Annotated in this window: 21 protein-coding genes; 7 read left to right on the top strand and 14 right to left on the bottom strand. The window is 70.1% G+C overall.

Annotation, left to right across the window (positions count from 1 at the left end):
* Positions 1-84 precede the first annotated feature (84 nt).
* The 5 genes from BM236_RS11695 to BM236_RS11675 all read right to left on the bottom strand — a co-directional run bounded on the left by BM236_RS11695 (position 85) and on the right by BM236_RS11675 (position 5,046).
* Positions 85-618 carry a hypothetical protein gene (locus BM236_RS11695; protein WP_091123925.1) on the bottom strand — a complete coding sequence of 178 codons (534 nt, stop codon included), beginning with the start codon at positions 616-618 and terminating at the stop codon, positions 85-87.
* Positions 619-880: 262 nt separating this feature from the next.
* Positions 881-1,726 (bottom strand): nitrilase-related carbon-nitrogen hydrolase, encoded by an 846-nt coding sequence (locus BM236_RS11690; protein WP_091123923.1) that lies wholly within the window; start codon positions 1,724-1,726, stop codon positions 881-883.
* Positions 1,719-2,897 carry a cupin domain-containing protein gene (locus BM236_RS11685; protein WP_091123920.1) on the bottom strand — a complete coding sequence of 393 codons (1,179 nt, stop codon included), beginning with the start codon at positions 2,895-2,897 and terminating at the stop codon, positions 1,719-1,721. The genes BM236_RS11690 and BM236_RS11685 overlap by 8 nt, the downstream gene beginning before the upstream one ends.
* Positions 2,898-2,972: 75 nt before the next feature.
* Positions 2,973-3,971, bottom strand: coding sequence for a nuclear transport factor 2 family protein (locus BM236_RS11680; protein WP_091123918.1), 999 nt, complete (start codon positions 3,969-3,971; stop codon positions 2,973-2,975).
* Between the two features lie 79 nt (positions 3,972-4,050).
* Positions 4,051-5,046 carry a LacI family DNA-binding transcriptional regulator gene (locus BM236_RS11675; RefSeq protein WP_217645308.1) on the bottom strand — a complete coding sequence of 332 codons (996 nt, stop codon included), beginning with the start codon at positions 5,044-5,046 and terminating at the stop codon, positions 4,051-4,053.
* A gap of 146 nt (positions 5,047-5,192) precedes the next feature.
* On the opposite strand from BM236_RS11675, the gene hisD (BM236_RS11670) reads away from it, so the two are divergent.
* Genes hisD (BM236_RS11670) through BM236_RS11660 form a run of 3 tightly spaced genes read left to right on the top strand, consistent with a single transcriptional unit; the run spans position 5,193 to position 8,007 of the window.
* Positions 5,193-6,515, top strand: coding sequence for a histidinol dehydrogenase (gene hisD / locus BM236_RS11670; protein WP_091123913.1), 1,323 nt, complete (start codon positions 5,193-5,195; stop codon positions 6,513-6,515).
* Positions 6,512-7,270 carry an SDR family NAD(P)-dependent oxidoreductase gene (locus BM236_RS11665; protein WP_091123910.1) on the top strand — a complete coding sequence of 253 codons (759 nt, stop codon included), beginning with the start codon at positions 6,512-6,514 and terminating at the stop codon, positions 7,268-7,270. The genes hisD (BM236_RS11670) and BM236_RS11665 overlap by 4 nt, the downstream gene beginning before the upstream one ends.
* Positions 7,267-8,007: an HpcH/HpaI aldolase family protein gene (locus BM236_RS11660; RefSeq protein WP_217645307.1), complete on the top strand. Its 741-nt coding sequence runs from the start codon at positions 7,267-7,269 to the stop codon at positions 8,005-8,007. The genes BM236_RS11665 and BM236_RS11660 overlap by 4 nt, the downstream gene beginning before the upstream one ends.
* Here the strand turns inward: BM236_RS11660 and BM236_RS11655 are convergent.
* The 5 genes from BM236_RS11655 to hisD (BM236_RS11635) form a co-directional block, all read right to left on the bottom strand.
* Positions 7,996-8,712 carry an alpha/beta fold hydrolase gene (locus tag BM236_RS11655; protein WP_091123908.1) on the bottom strand — a complete coding sequence of 239 codons (717 nt, stop codon included), beginning with the start codon at positions 8,710-8,712 and terminating at the stop codon, positions 7,996-7,998. The genes BM236_RS11660 and BM236_RS11655 overlap by 12 nt on opposite strands.
* A complete protein-coding gene (locus tag BM236_RS11650; protein ID WP_091123906.1) occupies positions 8,709-9,629 on the bottom strand; it encodes a carbohydrate ABC transporter permease in 921 nt (306 codons plus the stop codon). The genes BM236_RS11655 and BM236_RS11650 overlap by 4 nt, the downstream gene beginning before the upstream one ends.
* A complete protein-coding gene (locus BM236_RS11645; protein ID WP_091123903.1) occupies positions 9,626-10,495 on the bottom strand; it encodes a carbohydrate ABC transporter permease in 870 nt (289 codons plus the stop codon). Before BM236_RS11645 ends, BM236_RS11650 begins: the two co-directional genes overlap by 4 nt.
* Positions 10,496-10,522: 27 nt before the next feature.
* Positions 10,523-11,839 carry an ABC transporter substrate-binding protein gene (locus BM236_RS11640; protein ID WP_091123901.1) on the bottom strand — a complete coding sequence of 439 codons (1,317 nt, stop codon included), beginning with the start codon at positions 11,837-11,839 and terminating at the stop codon, positions 10,523-10,525.
* 113 nt (positions 11,840-11,952) lie between these two features.
* A complete protein-coding gene (hisD, locus tag BM236_RS11635; RefSeq protein ID WP_091123899.1) occupies positions 11,953-13,281 on the bottom strand; it encodes a histidinol dehydrogenase in 1,329 nt (442 codons plus the stop codon).
* A 97-nt stretch (positions 13,282-13,378) separates the two neighbouring features.
* Between hisD (BM236_RS11635) and BM236_RS11630 the strand changes: the two genes are divergently transcribed.
* The 4 genes from BM236_RS11630 to BM236_RS11615 all read left to right on the top strand — a co-directional run bounded on the left by BM236_RS11630 (position 13,379) and on the right by BM236_RS11615 (position 20,091).
* Positions 13,379-14,968 (top strand): glycoside hydrolase family 13 protein, encoded by a 1,590-nt coding sequence (locus tag BM236_RS11630; RefSeq protein WP_091123896.1) that lies wholly within the window; start codon positions 13,379-13,381, stop codon positions 14,966-14,968.
* A gap of 232 nt (positions 14,969-15,200) precedes the next feature.
* The gene (locus BM236_RS11625) at positions 15,201-16,529 is read left to right on the top strand and encodes an exo-beta-N-acetylmuramidase NamZ family protein (RefSeq protein WP_091123895.1); all 1,329 of its coding nucleotides are present in this window, start codon (positions 15,201-15,203) and stop codon (positions 16,527-16,529) included.
* Positions 16,526-18,316 (top strand): serine hydrolase domain-containing protein, encoded by a 1,791-nt coding sequence (locus BM236_RS11620; protein WP_217645306.1) that lies wholly within the window; start codon positions 16,526-16,528, stop codon positions 18,314-18,316. The genes BM236_RS11625 and BM236_RS11620 overlap by 4 nt, the downstream gene beginning before the upstream one ends.
* Before the next feature lie 89 nt (positions 18,317-18,405).
* A complete protein-coding gene (locus tag BM236_RS11615; RefSeq protein ID WP_091123892.1) occupies positions 18,406-20,091 on the top strand; it encodes a ribonuclease J in 1,686 nt (561 codons plus the stop codon).
* Between the two features lie 75 nt (positions 20,092-20,166).
* Here BM236_RS11615 and BM236_RS11610 read toward each other — a convergent pair whose 3' ends face one another.
* The 4 genes from BM236_RS11610 to BM236_RS11595 all read right to left on the bottom strand — a co-directional run.
* The gene (locus BM236_RS11610; RefSeq protein ID WP_091123890.1) at positions 20,167-23,232 is read right to left on the bottom strand and encodes a bifunctional diguanylate cyclase/phosphodiesterase; all 3,066 of its coding nucleotides are present in this window, start codon (positions 23,230-23,232) and stop codon (positions 20,167-20,169) included.
* Between the two features lie 757 nt (positions 23,233-23,989).
* Complete coding sequence (locus tag BM236_RS11605) at positions 23,990-24,619, bottom strand: hypothetical protein (RefSeq protein ID WP_139230089.1); 630 nt, start codon at positions 24,617-24,619, stop codon at positions 23,990-23,992.
* 737 nt (positions 24,620-25,356) lie between these two features.
* Complete coding sequence (locus BM236_RS11600) at positions 25,357-26,007, bottom strand: lysophospholipid acyltransferase family protein (protein ID WP_175507658.1); 651 nt, start codon at positions 26,005-26,007, stop codon at positions 25,357-25,359.
* Between the two features lie 44 nt (positions 26,008-26,051).
* Positions 26,052-26,314: integrase core domain-containing protein (locus BM236_RS11595; protein WP_139230088.1), on the bottom strand; the 263-nt coding region annotated here is incomplete at its 5' end.

The following is a 26,314-nucleotide window of genomic DNA, read 5'->3' as shown; positions in this document are numbered from 1 at the left end:
ACTGGACCGGTCGAGCCCTCGGTCAGGGACCGAAACACCTGCGAGTCTGTGGGTGATAGGAGTCGGCGATGATCGATTGCTGCGTCACCTATCCGGACGAGCGCTCGTGTGAGCGAACGCGTCGAGCGCCGCCATCCCGCCGACACCCAGAGGTGTGTGGAGAAGGCGGACATCCCCGCGGGCTCGCCCTCTCTCGATGACGACCTGGACCTCGTCGAAAGCAGCGTCGCTCGACAGGACCAGCAGGGTGGAGGTATCGGGAGCGAAACCGGCCCGCAGCGCGAGGAGGAAGTCCTCGGTGAGTTGGGTGCCATGGAGCGCAGAGTCGAGGCCGGCCGGGCCGTCGAGGCTCCCTGCGCTCGGAAACACGAGGTGACCGAGGAGCACCTCGAGCGGTGAGGTTCGGTTCGCACGCATCATCGTGGCGACATGGGGACGTCCGATGCGGGGGCGATGCGCCCCCTTGACCCACGTCACCGTCGCGGCGTCCACCACGACGACCGCGCCCCGCTGACTGAGCCGCTCGAGGCGCACCTTGCCGGCCGCCGCGCCCCTCGGCGAGTCGTAGATCCACGCCGACAGTGCCGGCCCCTCCGTCCAAACAGCGTCGGAGTCCATCAGGAGCCTCCTGACTCCCGGGAAGAGAACTCCCGTAGGAACCGGTACCCGGACTCGGGGCCGGTGAGTCTCGACCTCGTCGGAGAGCCGACCCCGCGTCGTGCACGCAAGATCGATCGACGTCAGGCGAACGGACGGTGCGCTCGGACATGGGCTCGGACATGGGCTTGGACATGCGCTTGGACATGAGACGGCCGTCTCGAGCTTCGAACGTCGCGCAGAGTCTCACCGGCCGGACATCCGACGCCCGGTCTGCCGCCGGTCACCGGGTGTAGAGATCCGGTCGCCGGTCCGCGAAGGCGTCGTTGAAGCGGCCGAGCCGCTTGTCGCGCGCCGCGCCGAGATCGACCTGCGCGGTGAGGATCGCGGGCTGTGCCCCGCGCCCGTCCTGAGGCCCGGCACAGGCGGGTCCGGCGAGCAGCTCACCGTTGACGTCGCACACGAGCGAGCCGCCGTACCAGTCCACGCTGTCCTCGACGCCGCACCGGTCGGCGACGGCGACGTTCACGCGGTAGGTGACGGCAGCCGCCCGCGCCTTGACGACCTCGAAGGGCCGCTGCGGATCGCCGCCGGGGCGCACGGGCCAGTTGGCCGGAACGGCGAGCACCTCGGCGCCCGCTTCGGCGGCCATCCGCACCCACTCGGGGAACTCCAGGTCGTAGCAGACCATGACGCCGACGCGGCCGGCACTGGTGTCGACGACCGCCGGCGGCTGGTCGCCCGGATCGAAGGCGTTCTTCTCGGCACCCCAGAGGTGCACCTTGCGGTACGTCGCCCTGAGCTCTCCGCGGTCGAGGACGACTGCCGTGTTGTGCACCTTGCCACCGGTGCCCGCCTCCGCGAGGCCGAGAACGACCACGCAACCGTGCTCGGCCGAGAGCTCGGCGGCCAGCGCCACGGTGGCTCCGTCCAGCGGTTCGGCGACCGCTCGGGACTGCTCGCGGCTCGTGACGACCCCGCCGCACGCGGCGAGCTCGGGGAGCACCATCAGTCGTGCGCCGCGGTCCGCTGCCGCGGTCACGGCGCGACGGATCACCTCGCGGTCGTCGCGGGCCGCGACGCCGTCGAGCTGGCAGACCGCGACGACGACGCGGTCGGACTCAGTCATCCTCGGTGGCGGTGACCATGACCGCGGCGGGGGCGCGATAGCCGTCGGGGTCGATGACCACGCCTGCCTCGCGGGCGGCGCCCACGACGTCGGGCGCCCAGACCAACCGGGTCCGGGCGTCGCCGCCCGTCACGGCGATGAGCTCGCCCGTGCCAGCCGCCCCGGCGACGCCACCCTCGTGATCGAGCAGCGTGAACGAGCGCCAGGCGCCGGGCGGGACCGAGAACACGTCCTGGGGGCCCAGCTCCACGACGTGCGGGTCGGCAGGGTCTCCGACCCGGACCACCCAGCGGCCCGCCTTGACGATGAGCACCACTGGCTCCGCGGTGCGGTGGGTGAGCACGCCCTCCCCTGGTGTGGCGCGCAGCCAGGCCAGGTCGAAGCTGTGCGGGTTGGTGAGGCGCGGGGCCGCACGACGGTCCTCCACCATGCCGTAGCCGATGACCAGGCTGGCCTGGGCGCCCCCGCCGGGCAGGTCCGAGCAGAGGAACGGCTTGTCCACCCACACGCGCTCGGCGGCGGTGATCACCCGCTGGCGGAACTGCTCGAGCGTGACGACACCGAGCTCGTCGATCTCCTCCTGCGGCATGGGTCGGATCAGCGCGACGTCCTCGGTCACGGTGTCACCGGAGACCGTGTCGACCAGGCGGTTGTCGGCGGTGAGGTAGAGCCCGTGCCGAGCGGCCTCTTCGAGCACCTGCGGGCCCCAGATGATGCCGCCGTTGTCGTCCTGCCCGAGAACCGTGAGCAGGATCCCGTCGTCGGCACCGACGTTGGTGAAGCCACGGAAGACCCAGGTCGGCACCGAGATCACGTCACCGTCGACGGAGCGGTACTCGCCCTGGGTGCCGTCAGCGCCCCAGCGCAGCTGGTAGTCGCCGCCGAAGTTGATGAAGACCTCGGCGGTGAAGTGCATGTGCAGGCTGTTCACCGTGCCGTTCGGCATGCCCGCCGCACCCACGTTGAACCCGTGCGGCTCCACCAGATTGACGAACTGGTCGGAGCTCTGCGAGACGCCCATCCCGATGAACGAGTAGTTGTCCTTGCGGTCCGACCCCGGTGTACGGCAGTCGATGAACGCCGCCTTGCACGGGACCCAGTCCTTGCGCAGGATGGTGCGGCGGGCGACCTCGTCGGAGCTGACGGGGGTGGCGCTCCCTGTTTCGGTCATGACGGACTCCCCTCCGGAGCCGGACGGCCCCGCGGTCGGTAGACGGCTGCCCGGCAGACATCGGCCGGGCGTGGGTCAGTAGATGTTGGTGTTGGCGACGGGCTCGTCGCCGCGCGTGCTGTTGATCTGGGCGCGCAGGGCGAGGTCGTCGTAGATGCGTTTCTCCCGCACGATCCGGCCGTCGTGGACCAGGAACTGCGAGACGCCCATGAGGTCGACCGGCTTTCCGGTGAGGGGGCCGAAGAGGGCTCGACCGTCGTAGCCCCCGACGAGCTTCCAGAGCACGGCGATCCGGAGGCCGGCGTACCGCTCGGCGTGGTTCGTCTGGATGTCGCGGACCTCGAACTGCGCGGTGGGGAACGCGGACAGCAGGGTGAGGAGGTCGCGTTGGTAGCCGTCCGGACGGGTGATGGTGACGTCGCCCACGGTGTCGAGGAACAGGTCGCGGTGGAAGAACCGTCCCACCTGGTTGAGGTGCCGCCCGTTCCAGACCTCCTCGATCATCTCGAGCACCATCTCGCACTCCGCCCGGTGGTCGTCGGGCCGCGGGCCGCTGTCCCCCTCGGCCAGCGGGTCCTTCGGAGCCGGGTCGAGCCAGGAGCCCCGGAAGCCGCGGAACGTCATGCTCCGCGCCGCCTCGTCCGGGTCGAGCCCGTGCTGGAGGGCCTGGGCCAGCGTGTCGCGGACCACCCACTCCTCGACCATCCGCCCTCGGCGGTAGAGGCAGTTGGCGATCGTCCGTGACCGCACCCGGCGGATCTGCCCGGCGACGAGGTACTCGTCGCTGGAGAAGACGAGGTGCGAGGACAGGAAGGCGTCGTCCCCGCGGGCCTCCCAGACGACGTCCTCGGCCTGCCCGACGTGGTGGGGGGACTCGGCGATCCGCATGAGGCTGCCCTCGATGACGCCCGCGCGGTCGGTCGTCGTTCCCAGACCGCCGTGGACGATGGAGTCCGGCTCGTAGTTCTCCACGATGTGGTTCACGTCGCGCTGCACCCAGATGAGGTCGGTGACCTCACGGATGAACTCGTCCGGGTCCGCGTAGGGGCGGTAGGCGATCGGGTCTAGAGCCATGAGGCAACTGTATGCGTATGCATTACCGATGCGCAAGCGCCCTGCTCCGTCGCTGCCCGACCGAGCCTGTGCGGCGCCGTCAGCGCGGGGACGGTCCGACGGTAGCCCGCGGGACCCACGTGGTCCCGAAGGCCACGCGGCGCGCCGGCGCACCGCGGTCGCCCTGGACTCGGCTCACGATCAGCCGGGCCGCCTCACGCGACATCGCTTCGAGGTCGTAGGCCACGGTGCTCAGCTGGACCAGTGCCCAGCGCGACGGGGGCAGGTCGTCGAACCCGATGATCGACACCCGGCCCGGCACGTCGATGTCGAGCTCCGCCGCGGCGTTGAGGGCTCCCAGGGCCACGAGGTCGTTGGCACAGATCAGCAGCGAGGGCGCGCCGTCACGACCCAACAGCTCGTGCGCACCACGACGTCCGCTCTCGAAGTCGAACGGCCCGTGCACCACGTCGCGTTGTGACAGCGAGATCCCGACCTCCTCCAGGGCCGCGCGCATCGCGCGCTCGCGCTCCTCGCCGGTGCTGGTGTTGTGCGGACCGAAGATGGCGGCTGCGCGCTTGTGTCCCGCGTCAGCGACCGCGCGGGCGAGGGCCTCCACCCCGGCGGAGGGATCGACCACCACCGCGTCCGCCTCCACGCCGGCGACCCGGTTGAAGTAGACGAAGGGCATCCCACGGTCCTGCAGCCGAGCGGGGAGGATCGAGTCGACCGTCGTCGTCGCGAGCACGACGCCGGCCAGGCCGAGGCTGATCAGCCGCTCGGCGATGGGACCGGTCTCGTCGGCCTCGGTGACCAGGACGAGCTCGTGACCCAACCGGCCGAGCTCGTCGTGCATCGGCGCGATGACGTAGGAGTAGAACTGGTTGTCGAGGTCGGTCACGACCAGGCCGACGCGTGTGGTCCGTCCCGTCGAGAGCGCCCGCCCGACGGCGCTCGGCGCGTAGCCCAGGGCGCGAGCGGCCTCGCGCACCTTCTGCTTGGTGGCCGCCGAGACCTTGGGATGGTCGTTCAGGGCGCGCGACACGGTGGGCTGGGACACGCCGGCGAGCCTCGCCACGTCCTTGCTGGTGATCACTTCGTCCTCCGCCCGATCCTGGCGGCAGCATAACTCTATACGTTTGCACTCGCAGGACCCTTGACAAACCGGCCGGCGCGCCAGTGTCATGTAAGACATACGTATGTCGCACCCGAACGCGACCCGCTGACCCCGTAGGAGTCCCCATGGCCGAGTACCTCAAGAGCGCGCCCACCACGACGTTCGCCGACCGCGCCCGCGAGGACGTCGCCCAGCGCGTCGCGCAGATCATCGCCGACGTACGCACGCGTGGTGACGCGGCGGTCCGGGAGTACTCCGGCGTCTTCGACTCGTGGACGCCGGACAGCTTCCGCCTCGACCAGGACGAGGTCCAGCGGTTGGTCGACTCCCTGCCGGACCAGGTCATCGAGGACATCGACTTCGTCCAGAGCCAGGTACGCCGGTTCGCCCAGGCCCAGCGCGACTCGATGCGGGACATCGAGATCGAGACGCTGCCCGGCGTCCGCCTCGGGCACCGGCACGTCCCCGTGTCGGCGGCCGGCGCCTACGTGCCCGGCGGCCGCTACCCGCTCACGGCCTCCGCGCACATGACGGTCGTGACCGCCAAGGTCGCAGGCGTGGAGCGGGTGGCGGCGTGCACTCCCCCGATCCGCGGCGAGATCCCGGCCGCCACGATCGCAGCGATGAGCCGGGCCGGCGCCGACGAGATCTACGTCCTCGGCGGCGTCCAGGCCGTCGCCGCCCTGGCCGTCGGCACCGAGTCGATCGACCGCGTCGACTTCCTGGCCGGCCCCGGCAACGCCTTTGTCGCCGAGGCCAAGCGCCAGCTGTTCGGCGAGGTCGGCATCGACCTGTTCGCCGGACCGACCGAGATCCTCGTCCTCGCCGACGACGACGCCGACCCGTTCACGTGCGCGGTCGACCTGCTCTCCCAGGCGGAGCACGGCCCAGACTCCCCCGCGGTGCTCGTCACCACCTCGCGCGCGCTCGCCGAGGAGGTCATCCGGCTGGTCGACGAGATCCTGCCGGGCATGCCGACCAAGGACTTCGCCGAGCCGGCGTGGCGCGACCACGGCCAGGTCGTCGTGGTCGACGACATGGACGAGCTGTGGGCGGTCGGTGACTCGTTCGCCTCCGAGCACGTCCAGGTGCTGACCGCCGACCCACGTCAGGCGCTCGAGCGGATGCGGAACTACGGCGCTCTCTTCCTCGGTGAGAACACCTGCGTGTCCTACGGCGACAAGGTGATCGGCACCAACCACGTGCTGCCCACGCTGGGCAGCGCCCGCTACACCGGTGGCCTCTGGGTCGGCAAGTACCTCAAGACCGTCACCTACCAGGAGATCACCGACCCCGCGAGCAGCGCCGACCTGGGCCGGGTCTGCGGGCGTGCCGCACGGGTGGAGCTCTTCGAGGGCCACGCCAGGTCGGGCGACGTGCGGGCGTGGCGCCACGGGGGCGACCGGTTCGCGTGGATCGACGACGTCGTCGCGTCGGAGAAGCGGTGAACCGACTCGCGGGGCGCGTCGCCGTCGTCACCGGCGGAGGCAGCGGCCTGGGTGCGGTGATGGCGGCGCGTCTGGTCGAGGAGGGGCTCAAGGTCGTGCTCGTCGGCCGTCGTCCCGAGGCGGTCCGAGCGGTGGCCGCCGACCTCGGCGCCGCCGCCCGGGCCGAGACGTGTGACGTCGCGTCCTGCGAGCAGGTCGCCGACCTGGCCGCGCGGCTGGGCGGTGAGGAGGTGTCGGTGCTGGTCAACAACGCCGGGATCGCCGGACCGGTCGCACCGCTGGAGGACGTCTCACCCGAGGAGTGGGACGAGGTCTTCGCGGTCAACGTGCGCGGAACCTTCCTCATGTCCCGAGCGTTCCTGCCGGCGATGTACGCCCGCGGATCGGGCGACGTGGTGAACGTCGCCTCGGTCTCGGGCAAGCGTCCGCTCGCGCGGCGCACACCGTACTGCGCGTCGAAGATGGCCGTCATCGGCCTGAGCACGACGCTGGCGCACGAGGCCGGCCCGCACGGCGTACGGGTCAACACCCTGTCCCCCGGGCCCGTCGAGAGCGAGCGCATGGAGCGCAACTTCCGCCTGGAGGCCGAACGGACCGGCACCAGCGTGGACGAGGCCCGGCGGACGTTCGTCGAGCGCGCGGCGCTCGGGAGGATGGTCACGCCGGCCGAGGTCGCGGACGCCCTCGTCTCGCTCCTGGCGATGCCGGGCCTCACCGGCACGGACCTGGACTTCTCCGGAGGGATGATCGCGTGAGCAGCCGCGGGCACGTGCCCACCCTGCGCGCCCGGCTGGCAGCCGGGGACGACCTCGTCGGCGCTCTCGTGCGCATGCCGTCCGAGGAGATCGTCGAGATGCTGGCCGTGGCCGGTCACGACTTCGTGCTCGTCGACTGCGAGCACGGGTCGGCCGACCTCGGCGCGTTGCGCCACCACGTCACCGCCGCCGAGTCGTTCGGCCTGCCGGTGATGGTGAGGTACGGCGCCGGGGACACCCCGTTCCTGCTCCGCGCCCTGGACCTCGGTGTCCAGGGCGTCGTGGCACCGCACGTCGACAGCGCCGACGATGCCGAGCGCCTGCTCCGGGCGGTCCGCTATCCCCCTCGGGGAGACCGCGGCTACGCGACCTACTCGCGGGCAGGCCGTTACGGCGCGCTCGGCGTCGAGGAGCACCTCAGGCGGGCGGAGGACGTCCTCGTCGTGGCCATGATCGAGTCACCGGCCGCGGTGCGTGCGGCAGCGGAGATCACGGGCGTGCCCGGCATCGACGGATACCTGATCGGCACGTCCGACCTCGGTGCGTCGCGCGCCGGGGACGATCCCTCGCTGAGCGAGCTCGTGGCCACCACGCACGCATCGGCGGCGGACGTCGTCCGCTGCGACCTGGCCGGATCGGCCGAGGCGGCCCGGGCCGCCCTCGCGGACGGGGCTCGGGTGGTCGTGCACAACCTCACCCTGTCGATGATGGCGCTCCTGCGCGAGCTACGCGTCTGACCCCCGCAACCACCGGCGCAGCTCTGCGGCGACCTCGGCCGGCGCCTCGCAGGTGCTGAGATGGCCCGAGTGCGGCAGCACCGCCAGGCGCGCGCCCGGCACCGACGCACGGACCTCCTCATGACGCGCCACCGGGACGAGGGCGTCCTGGGCCCCGGCCAGCACGAGAGTGGGGACGCCGATCCTCCGGAGTGCGGGCCGTTCGTCGATGCGCGTCTGCTGGATGGCCAGCTGGTCGTCGAGGTCCTCCTCGCCGACCTCGTCGGCCATCCGGAGCACGAGCGGCTCGAGCTCGGCCCGGTGGCGCGGGGTGACGAGCACGGGGAGCAGCTGCTCCTGCAGCTGCCGAGCCGACGCGCCATCGGCCAACGCCCGCCGCTGGGCGGCCCACGCCTCCAGCTGGTCCGGCCGCGGCGGCCGCGGGTTCACGGCCAGCAGCGCCAGGCGGACGACCCGATCGGGCGCACGGCGGGTGAGCGCCAGTGCGACGATGGCGCCGAGGCTCAGCCCGGCCAGCGCGAACCGTTGCGGCAGCTGGTCGAGCAGAGCGTCGACGCACTCGCCGAGCGAGCGACCGCGCAGCGCCGGGCGGCGTACCTCGGAGACCGAGCCGTCCAGGTCGGGTGCCGCCAACACCTGGTCCCACATCCGCGACGAGCAGCCCATCCCGGGCAGCAGGACCAGCGGCTCGTCCGGCGGGGTCATCCCTTCACGGAGCCGGCACTGAGGCCGGCCACCAGGTACCGCTGCGCGATGAAGGCGAAGGCGATGACCGGCAGGGTCAGGAGCATCGACGCGGCACCGGCCTGCTGCAGCAACGGCAAGGTCTGCCCGAGCTGGGTGGCGATGAAGACCGGAACCGTCGGGGAGTGCACGTCGGTGAGGATGAGCGCGGTCAGGTACTCCTGGAAGGCGAACAGGAACATGAAGATCCCCGCCGTGAGGATGCCCGGCCCCATCAGCGGGACCATGACCCGCCACAGCACCTGCACCCGCGAGCAGCCGTCGAGCATCGCCGCCTCGTCGAGCTGCTGCGGGATCTCGGCGAAGAAGTTGCGCAACAGCCAGATGCTGAACGGCTGGTTGATCGCCACCAGCGCCGCGACCACCGCGATCTTGGTGTCGTAGATCCCCAGGCTGCGCGAGATGTCGTACATCGGCAGCACCACCGCGAAGCGCGGCAGCGCACGGAAGACGAGGGCCGCGACGAGCAGCACCACCGAGATCCAGCTGGGGAAGCGCGAGAGCGCGTACGCCGCGGGGACGCCGAGCAGCAGCGCGAAGAGGGTGCTGACCACCGCGACGACCACGGTGTTGCTCAGGTAGCTGTAGAAGTCAGTCGTCTGCCAGAGGTTCACGAACGCGTCGAGCGACGGGTGGTAGGTGAACTGCGGCGGGTTGATGAAGGCGATGCTGGTCGGCTTCGTGACCACCATGGCGGTCCACAGGACCGGGCTGAGCATCGCCCAGCAGACCAGGAGCAGCAGCCCGCCGACCATGAACCGGCGACCGGCAGCGCCCTCGCCTCCAGCGCGCCGGCGACGGGGGCGTGGCTGCAGCACGTCATCGGCCAGGGGGACGGCCTCGCCTGCGGACTCGGTGGCGCCAGTGAGAGTGCTCATCCTGCGCGGGTCTCCTTCGCAACGCCTCGGATGAAGGGCAACAACAACACCACGATCAGAAGGATCAGCAGGACGTCGATGGCACTACCGAGACCGAGGTTCTGACCGCCGTTCTGGAAGGCGACGTTGTAGATGTAGAGCATGATCGACTCGTTCCCGATCTGGACCGCCTGGGGCGAGAGCGGCACCAAGGCGTCGAAGGTGCGGACCACGTCCATGATCGAGATGAGGGCGACGAAGCCGAGCACGCCGCGGATGCTGGGCACGATCACGCTGAGGTGGAGCCGGAGCGTGCTCGCCCCGTCGATCCGTGCGGCCTCGATCATCTCGTCGGAGACGCCCTGCAACCCGGCCACGATGATGAGCATCGCGAAGGGCAGCATCGCCCAGATGACGTCGAGGGAGACGACCACCCGGTTCGGCCAGGTCTCGCTCATCCACAGGATGTGGGCGCCGGTCAGCTTCTCGATGAGGTAGCTGAGCACTCCCCCGTAGTTCGGGTTGAACAGCCACGAGAACATCGTCGCTCCCACGATCTGCGGGATGACGTAGGGCACGAGGAGCAGTCCGAGCACGTACGGCTTGGCCCGGTGCAGCCCGTTCACCAGGACGGCGAGGACGTAGCCCGCGACGAGCAGCACGGCGGTCACGATCAGGGTGAGGATGACGGTGAAGATCACCGCCTTCCCGAACCGCGGGTCGCTGAACGCCTCCTGGTAGTTGTCCAGGCCGACGAAGGAGCCGGGTGACCCGTAGTCGACCTTCTGGAAGCTCCACTCGATGGTGCGGACCAGCGGGAGGACCAGGAGGCCCACCATCACCAGGATGCTCGGCCCCGCCAGAACCGCGAACTCACGTCTACGCATGGTCTGGTGCCTCCCGCTGGTCGTGCGTCACTTGTACTCGGTGAGGATCTTGTTCGCCTCGGACTGCATCTTGCCCATCCCGTCCTGCACCGAGGTCTTGCCGAGCACCACGTTGGCCACGATCGGCGTGATCGCGTTGCTGATCTCGGCCGTCCACGGGTAGGGCTCCGACGGCGGCACCTTGGCGATCGACTCGTTGGCCGCCGCAGCGAACGGCATGCTGTCATCGGTGACCATCCCGTCACGGGCGGGGTAGGCGGCAGGGAGCGACGCCTTGGACGCCTTCTCGCTCACCGAGGAGGAGAGCATCTCGAACAGCATGTCCTTGTCGTTCTTGGCGTTGGCCGGGATGGACCAGCCGTCGACCGACACGGTGTCGTAGAGGACGTCGCCCCCGTTGACCGACGGCGGCGCCGCGAACGCCATCTTGTCGGCGTACTGGCTGTTCGCGGGGAGGGTGAGGTCGTTCATGCGCCCGGAGAACATGATCGAGATCGCCGCCGACCCGTTGTACATCTGCTGCTGCACGGCCGGCTGGTCGAAGGTCGTCACCTGCGGGTCCATGTAGGGCTTGAGGGAGAGCAGGGCCTCCAGCGCCTGCTTGGACTGCGGCGAGTCGAGGTTCGCGGTCATCGTCTTCGGGTCCGTGAGGTTCTGGCCGAGCGACCCGAGGGCCGCGTCGTACGCCGTCACGATGTCGGCGCTGGCCAGCAGCGGCAGCGCGATCGGGTACTTGACCTCCCCCGCGGCCTGGATCTTCTTGGCGTCGTCGATCATCTCGGCGAACGTCGTCGGCGGCTTCAGGCCGAGCTTGTCGAAGATGTCCTTGCGGTAGGCCATGATCAGCATCTGGGCCTGCATCGGGAGGCCGTAGAGCTTGCCGTCGTAGGTCATCGCGCCCGACATGTTCTTGTTGATCGCATCCAGGCCGTACTCGTCGCCGTACTCGTCGACGAGGTCGTCGAGGGGCTCGAGCTTGCCCTCGGCGGCGAGCTGGGGGATGACGAACGAGTAGGTCTCGATGATGTCGTAGGTCCCGGTGTCGCCGGCCAGCGTCGCGGTCGTCTTCTGCACCTGACCGGCGAAGTCGATCGGCTGGTGGTTGACGGTGACGTCGCCCTTGGTGCAGCTCTTGACCATCGTGTTCGTGTACGGGTCGACGGACGAGGAGTTGTAGGCGAGGACGTTGACGTCCGTCTTGCCGCTGGGCGCCTTGTAGTCGCACTCGACGCTTGCGGCGGTGTCCGCTGAGGTCTTGGACCCAGCGCCACACCCGGTGGCTACCAGGGTCAGGCTCGCGGCGACGGCCGCCAGGGCCGAGACGCGGGAACGGGACAGGCTCATGTGTTCTCCCAAGTGGTGCTGTCGTTGCGGCGGCGGACGACACGCCTCGGTGCGTGCCGCTCGGGGTCTATGCCGGCCGAGTCCGGACTGCTATACGTATGCAGCGCTTAGTCTCAGCGGGACGCGATCCGGTCCAGGCGGAGCTGGGCTGTGTCGCGATGGGCGTCGAGGCGCTCGAAGTCCGAGACGGTGACGGTCGGCACGGCCTGCGCCTCCGTCGCGTCCTGCGTCGCGCGCTGGTAGGTGAGCTGCTTGAGGAACGCGGCGACGCTCAGGCCACCGGTGTAGCGAGCGCCCCTGACGGTGGGGAGCACGTGGTTGGTGCCCGACATGCCCTTGTCGGCGTACGCGACCGTCGACCACGGTCCGAGGAACAGCGACCCGTAGTTGTGGAGTGCGCCCAGCCACCAGTCGAGGTCGTCGGCCAGCACCTCCAGGTGCTCGGGGGCGAGGGTGTCCATGACCTCCACCGCGGTCTCGCGGGAGTCTGTGACGTAGATCGAGCCGTAGTCGCGCCAGGCGGCGCCGGCGATGTCGCGGGTGGAGAGTCGCGCCAGCTGCCGGTCCACCTCGGTGAGGACCTCGCGGGCCAGCCGCTCGGAGGTGGTGGTGAGGTTGGCGGGCGACGTGGGGCCGTGCTCGGCCTGGCCCAGGAGGTCCGCGGCCACCATCTCGGCATCGGCGGTGTCGTCCGCGAGCACGGCGACCTCGGAGGGGCCGGCCAGGACGTCGATACCGACGCGCCCGTAGAGCTGCCGCTTCGCCTCGGCGACGAACGCGTTGCCGGCGCCGACGATCATGTCGGCCGGCTCGCTGTCGAGCAGGCCGAACGCCATCGCAGCGAGCGCCTGCACCCCGCCGAGGGGGTGGACCTTGCGCGCGCCGGAGACCCATGCGGCGTAGAGCACGGCGGGGTGGGGCTCGCCGTCGAGCGAGGGCGGCGTGCAGCTCACGATGTTGGGGACACCAGCCACGTCGGCGACGCCGACCGTCATGAAGGCGCTGGCCAGCAGCGGGAACCGGCCGGCGGGGAGGTAGGCCCCGACGTTCTGCACCGGCACGAAGCGCTGGCCACACACCAGGCCGGGGACGATCTCCTCCTCGAAGTCCTGCAGTCGGGCGCGCTGCATGGCGGCGAACCGGCGGGTGCGGTCGGCGCCCGTCTCGAGCGCCTCGCGCACGGCCGCAGGGATCCGCTCGCCGGACTTCTCCAGCTCCGCCTCGGGGATCTCCAGGCCGTGGCCGGTGTAGTTGTCGAGCTCTCGCGCGTAGCGGAGGACGGCGTCCATCCCGTCGCGCTCGATCGAGCTGAGCATCTCGGAGACCTTGGCGGCGACGGCCGGGTCGCGAAGCTCGTCGAGCTGGTCGGCGTTGACGGGCTCCTTGACCACGGTGACCGAGCCGCTGCGGATCCGCTTCTTGTCGTCGGAAGTGAGTTGCATACGCATACACTATGGCGACGGTCACACCCTGGCAAGAGCCTGTTTGCGGCCGACCCGGTGACCGACTCGACCCGACCTCCGACCGAAGGATGCTCCCGTGCCCGACCCCTCCGACTGGTGGCGCGACGCCGTCGTCTACCAGATCTACGTCCGCAGCTTCGCCGACGGTGACGGTGACGGTGTCGGCGACCTGCCCGGGATCACCGCCCGGCTCCCTTACCTGCGCGACCTCGGCGTCGACGCCGTCTGGCTCACTCCCTTCTACCCCTCACCGCAGCACGACCACGGGTACGACGTCGCCGACTACTGCGATGTCGACCCGCTGTTCGGCACGCTCGACGACTTCGACCGCCTTCTGGCGACCGCCCACGGCCTCGGCCTCCGCGTCGTCGTCGATCTGGTGCCCAACCACACCTCGAGCGAGCACTCGTGGTTCCGCTCGGCTCTGCGGGCCGAGCCCGGCTCCCCGGAGCGCGAGCGCTACCACTTCCGCTCCGGCCGCGGCCCGGACGGCGCCGAGCCGCCGAACAACTGGCAGTCCCTGTTCGGCGGGCCGGCCTGGACCCGGGTGCCCGACGGCGAGTGGTACCTCCACCTCTTCGACCCGACCCAGCCGGACCTCAACTGGGCCGACCCAGAGGTCGTCGAGCTGTTCGACGAGATCCTCGGCTTCTGGCTCGACCGCGGTGTCGACGGGTTCCGCGTCGACGTGGCTCACGGGCTGGTCAAGGACCCCGACCTGCGCGACCAGCTGGTCGACGCCGACGGCCGGCCGAGCTCTCGGCGCGTCCGCGGCGAGAGGTCGATGGTCGAGCTGGACGTCGCCGACACCCCGATGTGGGACCAGCCGGGCGTTCACGAGGTCTTCCGGCGCTGGCACCGGATCCTGGACAAGGCCGGGCCCGACCGGATGACGGTGGGCGAGGCCTGGACCCAGACCGCGGAGGCGAGCGCGGCGTACGTCCGCGGCGACGAGCTCGACCAGGTCTTCAACTTCGCCTGGACGGTCGCAGAGTGGTCGGCCGGCTCCTTCCGGGACGTCGTCGACGGCACGATCGCCGCCATGCAGCCGGTCGGCGCCGCCCCCACCTGGGTGCTCTCCAACCACGACGTCGTCCGTCACCCCACGCGCTACGGCGGCGGCGCCCGGGGGCTTGCGCGTGGCCGCGCCGCAACCCTGGCGATGCTCGCCCTGCCGGGCTCGTCCTACCTCTACCAGGGCGAGGAGCTCGGGCTGGAGGAGGTCGACGTGCCGCCCGAGCACCGGCAGGACCCTGCGTGGCTGCGCGGTGGCCGCCAAGGACGCGACGGGTCCCGGGTGCCGCTCCCCTGGTCGGGCGCGGAACCCCCGTTCGGGTTCGGCCCGGCCGGAAGCACCCCGTGGATCCCGCAGCCGACGGACTGGTCATCGCTCACGGTCGAGGCGCAGTCCGGTGTCGCCGGATCGACGCTCGAGTTCTACCGGTCCGCGTTGGCGGCGCGCCGCCGATTCGCCACTCCGGAGGGCGAGGCGATCCGGGTGGCACATGGAGGCGGGGAGGTGTTCAGCTTCGAGCGAGGCTCGCTCCGGGTCGTGGTCAACTGCGGCGACGTACCCGTTCGGCTGCCTCGTGGGCGGATCCTCATCGCCTCGGGTGCGGTGTCCGAAGACCTGCTGCCGCCGGACACCGCAGTCTGGTTGCGCTGAGGGACAGCCGAGCGCGGGTCATCGCCCGGGCGACGGAGCCGGCGACAGGCGCTCGACGAGGTCGGTGGCGGACTACGCCTGTTTCGTGCGGCCCTCGTACAGGGTCCGAGCGGACTCGGCGCCTGCTGCGCCCATTGACCCTCGACCGGGGTCGTAGGAAACTCGCCGCTGTTGGCACCGATTGGTCGATCAACGACATCCGCCGCTCCCAGACCTGCTCGGAGGTACTGGCATGGCCCGCTCGATCCAGCGTCGCAGCCTGCTGCGCACCGCTCTCACCACGGCCGGGGCGGGTGCTCTCGTCGCGACCGCCCCACCGTCCTTCGCCGCCGGGGAGACCGCAGTCGCGGCCGGTCGCCGGGCCGGTGGCGGCGTGCTCACCGGCTTCGACAACCTCGCCCTCGACGGCTACCGGTTGGTGGCCGGACAGCGGGTGGGACTGATCTCCAACCCCACGGGCATCGTCAAGGACCTGCGGCACGAGGTCGACGTGATGGCCGGCGACCACCGCGTCGACCTGGTGGCCGCATTCGGGCCCGAGCACGGGTTCCGGGGCAGCGCCCAGGCCGGCGGCTCTGAGGGCAGCTACGTCGACCCGCGGGCCGGCATCCCGGTCTACGACACCTATGGCAAGACCGCGGCTCAGATCGCCGACTACTTCCGCGCGGCGGACCTCGAGACGGTGATGTTCGACATCCAGGACGTCGGCGCCCGGTTCTACACCTACATCTGGACCTTGTACGACTGCATGGTGGCCGCCTCCCTGGCCGGCGTGCGGTTCCTCGTGCTCGACCGGCCGAACCCGATCAGTGCTACGGCGGCGTACGGCCCGGTCATGCACCCGGAGTACGCCAGCTTCGTCGGCCTCAAGGCGATCTCCCAGCAGCACGGCATGACCGTCGGCGAGCTGGCCGGCCTGTTCAACGGTGAGTTCCTGCCCGAGGACCCGAACGCGAACGGCCCCGTCGACCTGGCCGTCTCGCGGGTGAAGCGCTGGCAGCGCTCCATGTACGGCGAGGAGACCGGGCAGCCGTGGGTGATGCCCTCGCCCAATATGCCGCGGATCGAGAGCGCGGTCGTCTACCCGGGCACCTGCCTCTTCGAGGCCACCAACCTCTCCGAGGGCCGGGGCACGACGCGGCCGTTCGAGCTCATCGGCGCGCCGTACGTCGACTACCGCTGGGCCGAGGCGCTCAACGAACGCGGGCTGTCCGGCGTGGCCTTCCGCGAGGCCTACTTCGCACCGACGTCGTCCAAGCACGTCGGCACGACCTGTGGCGGAGTGCAGCTGCACGTGGGCGACCGGGATCGGTTCGAAGCGATCCGGACCGCGATCACGATGATCGTCACGGCCCGCGACCTCTACCCCGACGACTTCGCGTGGCGGGAGACCACGGCACCGTTCTGGATCGACCGGCTCACCGGCTCCGACCAGGTCCGGCGGGCGATCGACGGCGGCGCGGACGCGGATGAGGTCGTCGCCGGCTGGCAGGAGGAGCTGGCCGCGTTCCGCGCCGTACGGGAGCGGTACCTGCTCTATCCCGGGCGGCGTCGGTCGTGAGGCGGGCACTGGTCGCGGCGCAGGCGGTGGCGCTCGGCATGATCGCCATGTCCGCCGGCCCTGCGGCCCACTCGAAATCCGGCTACGTACCAGACGGGAGCGCGCCGAGCCGGAGCGGTGCCGCCGTCGGACAGCAGGACAAGCCGGTCACCGACGTCCCGAGGCCGTTCGAGGTGACGGCGGAGAACCTGCACTTCCAGCACCACCGGCTCCGGTCCGGCACGCCCGCGCGGGCGCAGCTGCTGCCGGGACCGCTGGAGCAGATGTCGACCGACCTGCGCTCCTTCCTCGTCCCCTCACCCACGCACCCGGAGTACGCCGGCGGTGTGGTGCTGGCCTCACGCCATGGTGTGGTCCCGGTCCACGACGCGGCCGGCAAGGCGCTGCGGTACGCCGACGCCGACACCGAGCTACCCGCCGACCAGCAGGTGCCGGTGCGCCCGGACACGATGTTCGACCTGGCGTCGGTGACCAAGACGTTCACCACCATCGCGGTGCTGCAGCAGGCAGAGGCCGGCCGGATCGATCTCGATGCCCCGGTGGCGACGTACCTGCCCGCATTCGCCCAGAACGGCAAGGGCGACGTGACGATCACGAACCTGCTCACGCATACCGCCGGCCTGCCGGCCTGGCTGCCGCTCTACAGCGACTATCCGACGCCCGAGCAGCGGCTCGCCGCGGTCCTGGCTGTCGAGCCGATCGCGGCGCCCGGCGAGGCCTACCTCTACTCCGACCTCAGCCTGATCACGCTGGGCATGGTGATCGAGAAGGTCACCGGTCAGGCGTTGGACACGGTGATCGCCGGCGGCATCACCGGTCCCCTCGGGATGACGGACACGATGTTCAACCCGCCGGCGAGGCTGAAGGACCGGATCGCGGCCACCGAAGCGGAGCCGTGGGCGGGGCGGCCGATGATCCGCGGCGAGGTGCACGACGAGAACGCCTGGTCCCTCGGCGGCGTCGCCGGCCACGCGGGGCTGTTCTCCACCGCCCACGACCTGGCGATCCTGGCCCGGACCCTGCTCAACGGCGGCCGCTACGGCCACGCCCGGATCCTTCGGGCGGACACCGTCCGGGAGATGCTGGTCAACCGGAACGCCCAGTTCCCCGGCGACTCCCACGGCCTCGGCTTCGAGCTCGACCAGCGGTGGTACATGGACGGCCTGTCCACCCCGGTCACCTTCGGGCACACCGGCTTCACCGGCACCTCGCTGGTGGTCGACCCGATGTCTGACTCGTTCGTCATCCTGCTGACCAACCGGGTGCACCCGACCCGCGACTGGGGCAGCAACAACCCGGCGCGGCGCGCGGTCGCTCGGGACCTGGCCCGGGCGCTCGCGGTGCACCCGATCGAGGGCGACGAGGCCTGGTTCTCCGGCGTCGGCGACGCACGGACCGTCACCCTGTCCATGCCGGCGGCCTCGGGCGGCGCGCTGTCCTTCGGCCTGTGGTACGACACCGAGGGCGGCTCCGACATCTTGAGCCTCGAAGCCTCCGCCGACGGCGGCGCGACCTGGTCCCCGGTGCCTTTCTCGATGCGGGCGGGGCCCGTCGAGACGCGCACCGACGGCACGATCTCCGGGTTCGGCGGTCGGCGCTGGCACCGCGCCACCGCCGCGCTTCCGACGGCCGGCCCGTCGGGCAACGGCGTGCTGGTGCGCTGGCGCTACGCCTCCGACTCGCTCTACCAGGGTCGTGGGGTGTACGTCGACGACGTGCGCGTCGACCGCGAGCCGGTCGCTGACAGCGCCTTCGCATCCACCGGTTGGCAGCTGTCGCCGAACTGAGGTCTCGCGCTACCACTGATCCCTCGTGATCCAGGGATGCGGGTGATGCCGCCGTCCCCGACACAGGTCCACTCGGTTAGCGTGAGGGCGTGAGCCATCCCCATCCCGAACTCCGGCCTCCTGCGAAGCTCCCAGCAGACGGCCTGCGCGTCGTCGGGCTCGGCGGCCTGAGCGAGATCGGTCGGAACATGACGGTGTTCGAGCATCGCGGGAAGCTGCTCATCGTCGACTGTGGCGTGCTCTTCCCCGAGGAGCACCAGCCGGGGATCGATGTGATCCTGCCCGACTTCACCTGGATCCGGGACCGGCTCGACGCCGTCGTCGCGGTCGTCCTGACCCACGGGCACGAGGACCACATCGGCGGCGTCCCGTACCTGCTGCGGGAACGCAGGGACATCCCGGTCGTCGGCTCCAACCTCACGCTCGCGCTGATCGAGGCCAAGCTCAAGGAGCACCAGATCAAGCCCAAGCTGAACCGGGTCAAGGAGGGCGACCGAGTCACGTTCGGACCGTTCGATCTGGAGTTCCTCGCCGTCAACCACTCGATCCCGGACGGGCTGGCGGTGGCGATCCGCACGAGGGCCGGTCTGGTCCTGCACACCGGGGACTTCAAGATGGACCAGTTCCCGCTCGACGACCGCATCACCGACCTGCGCGGCTTCGCACGGCTCGGCGAGGAGGGCGTCGACCTGTTCATGACGGACTCGACCAACGCCGAGGTCCCGGGATTCACGATGTCGGAGCGTGAGCTCGCACCGGCGATCGAGACCGTCTTCCGGACAGCGCCCCGACGCATCATCGTCTCCAGCTTCGCCAGCCACGTCCACCGGATCCAGCAGGTCCTCGATGCCGCCCAGGCGCACGGCCGCAAGGTGGCCTTCGTCGGCCGGTCGATGGTGCGCAACATGGGCGTGGCCCGCGACCTCGGCTACCTCCGCTACCCCGAGAACCTCGTCGTCCCGTTCGACCAGCTGGACCGGATGGCTCCGACGAAGGTGGCGATCGTCTGCACGGGATCGCAGGGCGAGCCCATGGCGGCGCTCTCCCGGATGGCCAATCGCGAACACCAGATCAGGGTCGGCGAAGGTGACACGGTGCTGATGGCCAGCTCGGTCATCCCCGGCAACGAGAACGCCATCTCGTCCGTCATCAACGGGCTCACCCGGTGGGGCGCCAACGTCGTGCACAAGGGCAACGCGAAGGTGCACGTCTCCGGTCACGCCAGCGCCGGGGAGCTCGTCTACTGCTACAACATCGTCCGCCCGGCCAACGTGATGCCGGTGCACGGTGAGGCGCGGCACCTCCGGGCGAACGCCGACCTGGCGATCAGGACGGGGGTCGATCCCGAGCGGGTCGTCATTGCCGAGGACGGCGTCGTCGTCGACCTGGTGAAGGGCCGCGCCAAGATCACCGGCAAGGTTCCGGCAGGCAACGTGTACGTCGATGCGCAGACCGTGGGCGGCGCGACCGAGACCTCGCTCAAGGACCGGCGGACGCTCGCCCAGGAGGGTGTCGTCACCGTCCTCGCCCTCGTCGACTCCGACACCGGAAAGCTGGCGGAGGCGCCCGACTTCATGGTCCGAGGCTTCGTCCACGAGCCGGACACGTTCCGGGCGGCCGTCCCCGTCGTGGAGAAGACCCTGGCCCGGGCAGCGGCGGAGGGCATCGGCGAGCCGCACCAGCTCGAGCAGATGATCACTCGCGAGATCGGCCGCTGGACGTACAAGAAGTTCCGCAGGAGCCCTCTGATCATCACCATCGTCGTGGATGCATGAGCACCACGGCAGGAGCTGCGGCCCACTGATCTTCAGGGTCTTGCCGACCACGACGGGCCTGGTGGTGACCGACGTTCAGCGGGCTGGGACGTCCGCGACGTCGATGGCCACATCGGGAAGCCGGTCCTGCAGCCAGGTTGCCACGAACTCGCGGGCCGGCACTGGCTTTCCGACGGCGTAGCCCTGCGCGAAGTCGATCCCTTCCTCGCGAACGACGTCGAGGACGTCATCGGTCGCGACGAACTCGGCGACCGTCTTCTTCCCGAGCTCGCGGGCGATGCCGGCGATCGACCGGACGATGGCGCGGTCGATCGGCGACGTGTCGACCTGCGCGACGAACTCGCCGTCGATCTTGATGTAGTCGAAGGGGAGGTGCTTGAGGTAGGCGAACGACCCGTAGCCTGCGCCGAAGTCGTCGAGCGCGAACCTCGCACCCAGGGCCCGGACCCGTTCGGCGAAGTGCCGGGCCAACCGGAGGTCAGCGACGACGGCCGTCTCGGTGATCTCCAGGATGAGCGCGCCGGGATCCACGCGGTGACGGCGGAGCGCTTCCTCGAGGGTCGCCTCGATCGCCGGGTCCCCGACCGAGCGGCCTGACAGGTTCACCTCCAGTCGGAACTCCGGCTCCCGCCGGCGCAGGTCTGCGATGAGACGGGCCGCTCGGCCCAGCACCCAGGCGTCGATCCTCGGTGCCAGCCCGGCCTGCTCGGCGATCTCCATGAACTGATACGGCGACACCGCCTCACCCGGCACGTCGGTGAGACGCAGCAGCGCCTCTGCGCTGTCCACGTCTCCGGTGCGGAGGTTCATGATGGGCTGCAGGTAGAGCTCGAAGTCGTCGGCGTCGAGCGCCGCCTCCAGGCGAGCGCGCCACGCCAGTCGCGCACCGGAGCGCGGCGCCAGCGAGCCGTCGCCTGCAAGGAGCGTGAAGCAGTCGCGCCCCGAGTCCTTCGAGTCGTAGAGAAGCATGTCGGCCAGAGCGAGCGGGTCGGCGTCGTGCTGAGCGGCCGCGGCGAAGGTGATGGCTCCCACGCTGACCGTGACCCGGTGGTGGACGCCCGGGAGCGCTGCGGTGTGCTGCCGCACGACCGCCACGAGGTCCTCGGCGAGGCTCCGCGCACCGGCGTGATCGGCGTCTGGCAGCAGCACAGCGAACTCGTCGCCGCCCAGACGTGCCACCACCCCGGCATCGCCCACCACGTGGCGCAGCTCCGACGACAGCGAGACCAAGAGCTCGTCACCCGCGCCGTGGCCGAGGGTGTCGTTGACCTCCTTGAAGTTGTCGAGGTCCAGCAGCAGCATCGCTCCACTCGGATGCTCGGCGCCGTCGGGTGACAGGTGCTCGGACAGCAGGCGGTCGAAGCGTCGCCGGTTGGGCAGCCCGGTCAGAGCGTCGTGCTCCGCCAGGTGCGCCAGCCTGCGCTCGTACGTGCGCCGCTCCGTGACGTCCAGCAGGTGGGCGAGCACTACGTCCTCCGAGTCCTCGGAGCCGGCGAGCACCCCCGTGGAGGCGGTCACCTGCATCGCGTCATCGGTGCCGGGAGCGACCGTCCAGTCGAACGAGTGTCGGCGGGCGGGCTGCTCCACGGTCTGGGCCAGGTGGCGGGCGACTTGCTCGGGCCTGGTGGCGAGATCGGCGAGCGGCCGCCCGACGAGGTCGGCGGGATCGCGCAGCAGCAGGGCGGCGGCCGCCGAGTTCACCCGGAGGATCGTCCCACTCAGGTCGAGGACGACGACGCCGGTGGGCGCGTCCGAGAAGAGTCGCTCCGCCCGACGCCGTGACACATCGAGCTCCGCACTCCGCGCGTGCTCTGCGGTGACGTCCCGCAACAACAGGACGGCTCGGTCCGCGGGACCGGCACTGGCGGCCGCGTCGGTCGTGTCGGCCGCGTCGGTCGCGTCGGTCGCGTCGTGGAGCGGGCTTGCGCTCACGGAGTAGATCCGCCCCTCGCGGCCGGCGCCGACGCCGCTGCGGACCAGCAGTCCGCGCACGTGCTCACCGGCGAGCGCACGCACAGAGGGACGCTCATCACGGGTGAACTCCCGACCGTCGAGGTGGTGGCGCGCGAGCACCTCCACTCGGGGCACCGGGGCGTCGCCCGTGGCTGCGGCGGTGCTATCGGTGCTCGCGTCGTCGAACAGCGCCTTCGCTGCCTCGTTGTGCAGCAGGATGCGTCCGTCGCGGTCCACGACCAACAGCCCGTCCGGGATCGTCTGGGTGACCGCCGTCAGGTCCTCGGCACGCAGCCGCGCGGCGGCCTCCAAGGCAGCCAGATCGCGCGCCAACCGACCGCGTTCCTCCCACGCCATGGCCAGGACGATGCTGAGGCTCGTCGTGAGGAAGACGAAGACTTGGAGGGTGACGGCCTGCATCGCAGGGTCGTCGATCGCGGCGAACGATCCCCCTTGGAAGCCGCAGACCAGGACCAGCGTGAGCACGCCGACGAGCCCACTGTGGCCGACGGCCACCCTGACCGAGGTCCGCACGCCGCTCCAGAACAGCAACACGAACGGAACGAAGGACAGCGGCAGTCGGTGTCCGGGGCCGAACACCGCCCATTCGGCGAGCACAGTGAGGCCGAAGAGGGCGAAGATCTCCGCACCGGAGCTCCGGCGTGAGTGGCGCGGTGGACGAGTGAGGGCGAACACCGTCCCGACGACGACGACGACCGAGGCGGAGTGCCGCATGACCCATGCGAGCGCGTCGCCCCAGCCCGGAACATCACCTGCCGCCAGGATCGCCGCCATGCCGGGACCCAGGCTCACGAGCGAGGCGATCACCGCGGCGCCGAGCAGGCGGTAGAAGTCGCTGAGCCCGTGCAGCCGCCACGCCCGTCCGTCGCCCTCGGCGGCACCGAGCACTCGGGCGGTGCCGAAGCTGATGAGCACGTTCGCAGCGCCCAGCAGTACCGCCGCCCCAAGCGAGCCGTGGAGTACGCTGTTCCCCCCGACTGAGATACCAGCGATGGCAGCCGCAGCCGCCCGCCGCTCACCCGTCCGCGTGCACGTGATCGCCCACAGCGCGCCGACACCCGACGCGGGCCAGAAGATGGCCAGCGTGGCTCCGTCCGGAACGGTCATCCGTCCGACGACGATAGCCACGGCGTAGGCGCAGGTGAAGACGAAGAATCTCCCGTACATGCGCCTCCCCTGTCACCCCCTCATCGGTCGGGCGGAACCGAGCCTGAGGAAGGCGGTGGTGTTGATGCGACGCATCGGCGCCGAGTCGACCGTGCGCGTCCGCCCGCTGGGTCATGAACCGGACCGGCGGCCGGGGGCAGCACCCATGAACCAGAACAACCACGTGTGATGTGCAGCCGAATTGTTCAGCTTGGTGACGGGTGCGGCCTTCCCCCATCGCTGAGTGGGGCCGGTGGTGGTTGAACTCGTGGCCCATGCTGGCAGAGCGGCGAGCCGGGCTGACTCGGAGTTATAGAACTTCCTCTATTGGTCCGCGGTCTGCGAGCCCGGTCACAGCGATGCGGCTCCGGCTCGTCGACCAGCGAGGCGAAACCGCCTGACGAAAGACACAGAACCCTGACCGGGGGTAATTGACGCCCAGGGCCCGGAGGTCCCGTGTGGCGGGTGAAGGATTCGAACCTTCGAAGTTTCGCGACGGATCTATAGGCAAGTAAAGGAATTCCGCGATCTGGGCGAACACGCGTGCGCTCGGACACGGGCCGGACATGAGACGCCTATCTCAAGGCGTGAGCCGCTGGAGCCGCCTCAATTGCTGGACACCTGCGTCGCTGCGGCTCTGCGAGTCCGCGTCGAAGTAGTAATCGAGCGGCCTCCGCCGTGCCTCCGACCCCTGTGCCTAGGAGGCGGTCTCATCCTCGCGGTAGCGCCACAGCAGCTCGGCGATCCGTCCGGCAGATGCACTCGCCAAGGCTGCTCCCTACTCGACCGGGCCGTCAGGGTGCGCGTCGATCTCGGCCAGCAGGCGCTCCGCGTAGGCGCCGTAGTCCACCACCATGCCGCCCACGATCTTCGCCGAGCGCCCGCGCTCGACCGCCTCCCGTGCTCCGGCCGGGTCGCCGAGGATCCACAACAGCACCGGCAGCGCGAGGCGGGAGGTGTCCAACCCCTCGTTGCGCCGCAACGGCTCCACGAGACGCTCACCGGTGTCGCGCTCTTGCATCCACGGCATCGCGTACTGGTCGATGTCCTGACCGAACAGCTCCCAGGTCTGGGCATTCTGCTGGTCCTCGCCACGCGCCAGGACCCAGTGCGGCCAAGCCCGGCCCTCAGGAAGGAGGTTCATCAACCCCGTCGACACGGTCGGCGCGGTCGAGTCCTTGGGATTGCGATCGCGGAGCAGCGACACCCACCGCTCCACTTCTTCGTGCCGCACGCCGACGGTCGGGCTGAGCGTCAGGGATCCGGGATCTGAACGCGCGTTCATCCCCACCCACGCATGAACGCCGGGCGACAACGGCTTGCGATAGATGCCGTACGGCCCCTTCTTCTTGAAGCCTCGCGCGTCGAGGACTTGGCGCACTGGCACCATCAGCGGGTTGTCAGCCACGGCCGGACCCTACAGCCACACGACGAAGCCGGGGACCAAGTAGTTCTCCCCGGCCGTCAGCCCAGCCTCAACCGCGTTGGCACCTCGCGCGATCAGGCCGAAGACGTTCAGGGTTGGGAATCTGTTGGTGCGTGCGAGTCCGGCGGTCGCGCCGTTCTTCACCTCGATGAAGAGCCGTTGGACAGTGCCGTCCTCCAGGGTGCGGCTCAGCAGGATGTCGAGGCGGGTCCGAGGCGGGTGGGCGCACGGCCAGGCACGGGACCGGACTTGGCGGCAAGACGAACAACGCAGCCCGTGGCCTGACAGCTGTCTCCACCTTCGGCATGTCGAACCTGGTCTGGAAGAAGTCGAAGGGCACCGAGAAGACCAGGTTCAAGAACCAGAAGGTCGCGCTGTGCCAGTCGTGCGGTCACGACTGGGTGGTCCGATGAGCCCCATCTGAGCCAAACGCACAGAAGCGCCCCCGAGCCGGCCTATCGGTTCGGGGGCGTATGCGTTGGGATCAAGCGTTTGGACGCGCATAGAGCCTCCTTGTAGTTCGCGAGCGCGCGCTCAAGGCGTCTCAGCGTCTCGGCTTTTCGGAGCGCGATTGACGTGCCGTGCGGCGACACATGCACGCTGACGAACGGACTCTCAGACCAGCGGGTGCGTGATCCGCACCTTCAGGCGCACCGGCGCCGATCTGGACGCACATGGGACACGTGGTCGAGTGTGACTCCTCCGACGTCAAGGAAGCGTTACTTCCTCATCCTCTTCTTGACTACCCATGCACCCAGGCCGACGGCGGCGAGCCCGGCGGCGACGAGGGTGGGCCGGTTCTGCCAGCGGTTGTACTCCTCGGTGACCTGCGGCCAGGCTGCCCTGATTGCGGTGCCGGCATCCTCCGGTGTCGCCGACAGGCCCGCGACGGACACCGGCGTGCCGAACACCAGGCGGACGCGGCGCGGGAGCGGCCAACGGCGCTTCTCGGTGCCGGTGATCGTCGCCGGCACCAGCGGTGCGCCGGCCTCGATCGCGAGTCGGGCAGCGCCGCGCTTCGGCGTACCCAGGCCCTCGTCTCGGACGCGGGTGCCCTCCGGGAAGAGGGCGAGCGCATCGCCTCGTCGCAGGATGGCGCGGGCGGTCTCGAGGGCCTCGGCGTCGGACTCGCCGCGACGGACAGGGAATGCACCGAGCCGCAGAAATACCTTGGCGAGCGGCCCGTCGAAGTGCTCCGCCTTGCCCATGAAGTGCACGGGTCGACGCAGCGCGATCGCGACGAAGAACGGGTCCCAGAAGGACTTGTGGTTTGGCACGATGACAACTGGCCCGTGCTTGGGCACGTTCTGCGTCTCGGTCGCGGTGAAGCCGCACAAGATCCGGAACAACAGCGCCGCGGTGTGCTTCACGAGGGTCTGCCCCCGCTTTGGTTGACACTCGGGGTTTGCAGTAATCAGGCCGCGTTTGCGGCGGCGTAGATCATCTCAAACTCGACCGGGGTGAGCTTGCCGAGGGCGCGTTGGCGACGGCGTCGGTTGTACTTGGTCTCGATCCAGGTGACGATCGCGAGCCGGAGGTCTTCGCGGTTCTCCCAGCGCCTGGTGTTGAGGACGTTCTTCTGCAGAAGGCTGAAGAAGCTCTCCATGCTGGCGTTGTCTCCGGCGCCGTAGGAGCGGCCCATCGAGCCGATCAGGCCGTTGTTCGCCAGCAGCCGCT

This window comes from Nocardioides terrae (assembly GCF_900112345.1).
GTDB classification, from domain to species: Bacteria; Actinomycetota; Actinomycetes; order Propionibacteriales; family Nocardioidaceae; genus Nocardioides; species Nocardioides terrae.
Note: the sequence above shows the minus strand (reverse complement) of the source record. Positions and strands in the feature narration are given on the sequence as shown.

What these genes read in the sequence shown, in the direction of transcription:
- BM236_RS11655 (WP_091123908.1), bottom strand. Translation starts at nt 8,712, where the DNA reads ATGACCCCGCCGGACGAGCCGCTGGTCCTGCTGCCCGGGATGGGCTGC.
- hisD (WP_091123899.1), bottom strand. Translation starts at nt 13,281, where the DNA reads ATGCAACTCACTTCCGACGACAAGAAGCGGATCCGCAGCGGCTCGGTC.
- hisD (WP_091123913.1), top strand. Translation starts at nt 5,193, where the DNA reads ATGGCCGAGTACCTCAAGAGCGCGCCCACCACGACGTTCGCCGACCGC.
- BM236_RS11625 (WP_091123895.1), top strand. Translation starts at nt 15,201, where the DNA reads ATGGCCCGCTCGATCCAGCGTCGCAGCCTGCTGCGCACCGCTCTCACC.
- BM236_RS11690 (WP_091123923.1), bottom strand. Translation starts at nt 1,726, where the DNA reads ATGACTGAGTCCGACCGCGTCGTCGTCGCGGTCTGCCAGCTCGACGGC.
- BM236_RS11685 (WP_091123920.1), bottom strand. Translation starts at nt 2,897, where the DNA reads ATGACCGAAACAGGGAGCGCCACCCCCGTCAGCTCCGACGAGGTCGCC.
- BM236_RS11650 (WP_091123906.1), bottom strand. Translation starts at nt 9,629, where the DNA reads ATGAGCACTCTCACTGGCGCCACCGAGTCCGCAGGCGAGGCCGTCCCC.
- BM236_RS11645 (WP_091123903.1), bottom strand. Translation starts at nt 10,495, where the DNA reads ATGCGTAGACGTGAGTTCGCGGTTCTGGCGGGGCCGAGCATCCTGGTG.
- BM236_RS11695 (WP_091123925.1), bottom strand. Translation starts at nt 618, where the DNA reads ATGGACTCCGACGCTGTTTGGACGGAGGGGCCGGCACTGTCGGCGTGG.
- BM236_RS11680 (WP_091123918.1), bottom strand. Translation starts at nt 3,971, where the DNA reads ATGGCTCTAGACCCGATCGCCTACCGCCCCTACGCGGACCCGGACGAG.
- BM236_RS11640 (WP_091123901.1), bottom strand. Translation starts at nt 11,839, where the DNA reads ATGAGCCTGTCCCGTTCCCGCGTCTCGGCCCTGGCGGCCGTCGCCGCG.
- BM236_RS11610 (WP_091123890.1), bottom strand. Translation starts at nt 23,232, where the DNA reads ATGTACGGGAGATTCTTCGTCTTCACCTGCGCCTACGCCGTGGCTATC.